The following is a 2,751-nucleotide window of genomic DNA, read 5'->3' as shown; positions in this document are numbered from 1 at the left end:
ATTTCTGGAACCGCCTTCGTGAGTGGGGTGGCAGCAAGCGACTGCTCAGCCCGAAAGAGGCCGGCATACTGAGAACTTGCGGAATGCTTCCGACAAAAATCCCTTCGGAAAAACAGGCCATCATAGCCAACGGGCTCCTCGAAATGGCCCGAGCCGAAGGTTTCGTAGAAGAGGACGAAGCCCCGCGCATCCGGATCTCAAGCCTTGCGCGGCAGCACTGACTTGGAGAGGGTCTTCAATGGACCTTTCGCCATCCTGTCAGTTTGATCCGGACGACTTCGTCGTTTTCGGTTTCGTTGCCGCGAGACCGCTGGCGTAGACCGATGCCATACTCCGACGAGTTCTCGGCCCGCGAGATCTCGAATTCGTCCCCTTCGCGCGCGCCCACATCCCGAAACCATCCGGTCATGTGTGTTATTCGGTATTCGTTGCGAGTGCCGCGTTCGTCGTGCAGCTTATTGTTGTAGTATACAAAACGAAACCGAAGCCTGTGCCCCGCGTCGTCAGTGCACATGATCCAAGCATCTGGGTTCTTAACGCCTGCATCCAAAGGGGGAAGAATTTTAAGAAGTTCTTTCTCGCTTTTTGGGATCAATATCCCGCCCTGATGGCCACCGGTTGTGCCAACGTCATTCGAGCTTAGGGGTTTTCGGAAAGTTTGTCTTGTCATGTCTTCCTCGGGAGTATTTCAAGCGCGAGCTGGAGGTCGTCGGCATCCCTTGTCGAGACGGGAACGGTCTGATTTGCTAGGTCCCTTTTCCATGTTGACCTGTCTATCATCACCTCCTCGACAGTATCTTTATAAAAGAGTCTGTAGATCGTCACTGGCTCGGTTTGACCTCGCCGATGTGCTCGAGCACTGGCTTGCGCCTCCAGCGCGGGATTCCAGACCGGCGTGAAGTGGATCACCACGGTTGCTGCAGTGATATTGAGACCGGCACCAGCCGCCTTGGGATTCAAGATGAGGCAGGCAGCACCGTCATGTGCGGCAAAGACATCGATGATGGTCTGGCGATCTTCCTGCGGTGTTGCCCCATTGATAGCGCCCCAGTGGGTGTAGGGAAAATTAGAGCATGCTTCCCTCAATAGGTCACCGATCCTATTGAAAAGAGAAAAAATTATGACCTTGCGGCCATTTAAGAAGGCTTCACGCAGGAGGTCGACAGTCCTTTCCATCTTTGGGGTTATGAGAGGCATTGTAGAGGAAGGCATGACCTCTGCATCTTCTTCGTCGGCACCATCTTTCCGAAGCCACGGATGCGCGCAAAGCAGTTGCAATTGGAGTGTTGCGACCAATGCTCCGGCGACCGGATACTTCGCCAGTGTTGCGTCCCGGACCTCTCGGTAATGATCTACGAGCCTGTCATCAAGTTCGAGAGGGACATCGATGTCAATGCGTTCTGGTAAATCTGCGGCGACGTCTGCCACTCTCCTTTTGAGAATGATGGGATCGGTCAATTTCCCTAACGCCTGTCCAGAATCGAGACTGTCGGGGAATTCCCTTTCGAATTCACTTTGATTGCCAAGCAGTCCTGGGATAGCGAAATCGGTCAATGACCAAAGGTCCAGCAACGTATTTTCTACCGGAGTGCCCGTCATTGGTATCGCGCGTTTTCTTGGAACGCTGTCGATGGCTCGACGCCGATTTGAGTGCGGGTTCTTTATCGCTTGCGCTTCATCGCATATCACCCAGGACCATTCGAGTGATGAGAAGATGGATATATCGTTTACCATCGTCTCGTAGGTAGTTATTACTACGCTAGATTTCTGCAGTTCGCGATATACGCCTGCGCGGTGAGCACCCCGGTGCACTGCGACGCTCAGGTCTGGAGCAAACCTTTCGATCTCACGCACCCAGTTCGCGATGAGACTGGTCGGACATACGATCAGGGCCGGCGCGGCTTGTTCTGGACGTTCAAGCATAAGGAGTGCGATGATTTGTAGCGTTTTGCCCAGTCCCATCTCGTCAGCCAGGATGAGACCCCCAGTGCGTGAGACGGTATTCCACATCCATTGGACGCCGCGAGCTTGGTATGGGAACAGATCAGCTTTGAGGCCGTCTATATTCAATGTTCCATCGTGGTGCTCCGCCGCTGTATTCCCTGTCTGAAGCACGGACTCATCCGGGATGGTCACAACGCCACCTTCATGCGACCTGATGAGCTTGATTGCGGAGCTGAACGTCAAGTTTTCCGGATTCTCCTCTTCCAGAGCTCTTGCAAGCAGATCCGCAGAGTCGCGCGGCAGCGGTCTTAGGACTGTTCCATCCACTACCCAAGTGTGACGAATGGTCGGGGCCCAGAGCTTGCGCTTCTCGCCTCTTACGGTTCGAATGCCGCCCAGCTTAACCACAATTTTCTCGCCCCTGCGGTCGAGCGCGATGAACGGCTCAAGCAACCTCTCTGAGATGGAGTAACCCTCCGGCAATTCCCCACGTAGGGCTTCGAACGTGGTTGGAAGGGACGGTAGATCAACCATCTCAGGCCTTCATCATCGATTGGAGGTCTTCGATCGACCAAGGCATCGGATGTCTTGTATGGACGGCTCTGTGGCAACACGGGCAAAGCGGGACAAGGTCGCTTACAGGATCATAAGGACGCGGCTTCTTGAGCAGCGCGAGAGGCTCCAGATGATGAACTTCGATAATACCTCCGGCGTCGCCGTATCGACGCGTCGGTTCAATTCCGCAGGCGAGGCACCTTTCGCCATGCACGCGTAGGCACAGTAGCCGGTTTCTCGGGTTGCGTTCAC

The 2,751-nt window shown here is 54.6% G+C and carries 3 protein-coding genes and 2 pseudogenes; 1 reads left to right on the top strand and 4 read right to left on the bottom strand.

The features are described 5' to 3' along the window. Positions 1-221: pseudogene (locus ACFDS3_RS20455) on the top strand (hypothetical protein); the annotation flags it as partial. A 14-nt stretch (positions 222-235) separates the two neighbouring features. Here the strand turns inward: ACFDS3_RS20455 and ACFDS3_RS20450 are convergent. The 4 genes and pseudogenes from ACFDS3_RS20450 to ACFDS3_RS20435 form a co-directional block, all read right to left on the bottom strand. After that, positions 236-409: a hypothetical protein gene (locus tag ACFDS3_RS20450; protein WP_375264164.1), complete on the bottom strand. Its 174-nt coding sequence runs from the start codon at positions 407-409 to the stop codon at positions 236-238. A gap of 51 nt (positions 410-460) precedes the next feature. Continuing rightward, a pseudogene (locus ACFDS3_RS20445) lies at positions 461-670 on the bottom strand (EcoRII N-terminal effector-binding domain-containing protein); the annotation flags it as partial. After that, positions 667-2,478 carry a DEAD/DEAH box helicase gene (locus ACFDS3_RS20440; protein ID WP_375264162.1) on the bottom strand — a complete coding sequence of 604 codons (1,812 nt, stop codon included), beginning with the start codon at positions 2,476-2,478 and terminating at the stop codon, positions 667-669. The gene ACFDS3_RS20440 and the pseudogene ACFDS3_RS20445, both read right to left, overlap by 4 nt. 1 nt (position 2,479) lies before the next feature. Next, the gene (locus ACFDS3_RS20435; RefSeq protein ID WP_375264163.1) at positions 2,480-2,713 is read right to left on the bottom strand and encodes an HNH endonuclease; all 234 of its coding nucleotides are present in this window, start codon (positions 2,711-2,713) and stop codon (positions 2,480-2,482) included. Between the last annotated feature and the right edge of the window lie 38 nt (positions 2,714-2,751).

The sequence above is a fragment of the Palleronia sp. genome (genome assembly GCF_042089775.1).
Taxonomy (GTDB): domain Bacteria; phylum Pseudomonadota; class Alphaproteobacteria; order Rhodobacterales; family Rhodobacteraceae; genus Palleronia.
This window is presented reverse-complemented; position numbering and strand designations above follow the sequence as displayed.

Bases quoted from the DNA above. Each gene is read 5' to 3' on its own strand.
- ACFDS3_RS20450 (WP_375264164.1), bottom strand. From the start codon at position 409: ATGACCGGATGGTTTCGGGATGTGGGCGCGCGCGAAGGGGACGAATTC.
- ACFDS3_RS20440 (WP_375264162.1), bottom strand. From the start codon at position 2,478: ATGGTTGATCTACCGTCCCTTCCAACCACGTTCGAAGCCCTACGTGGG.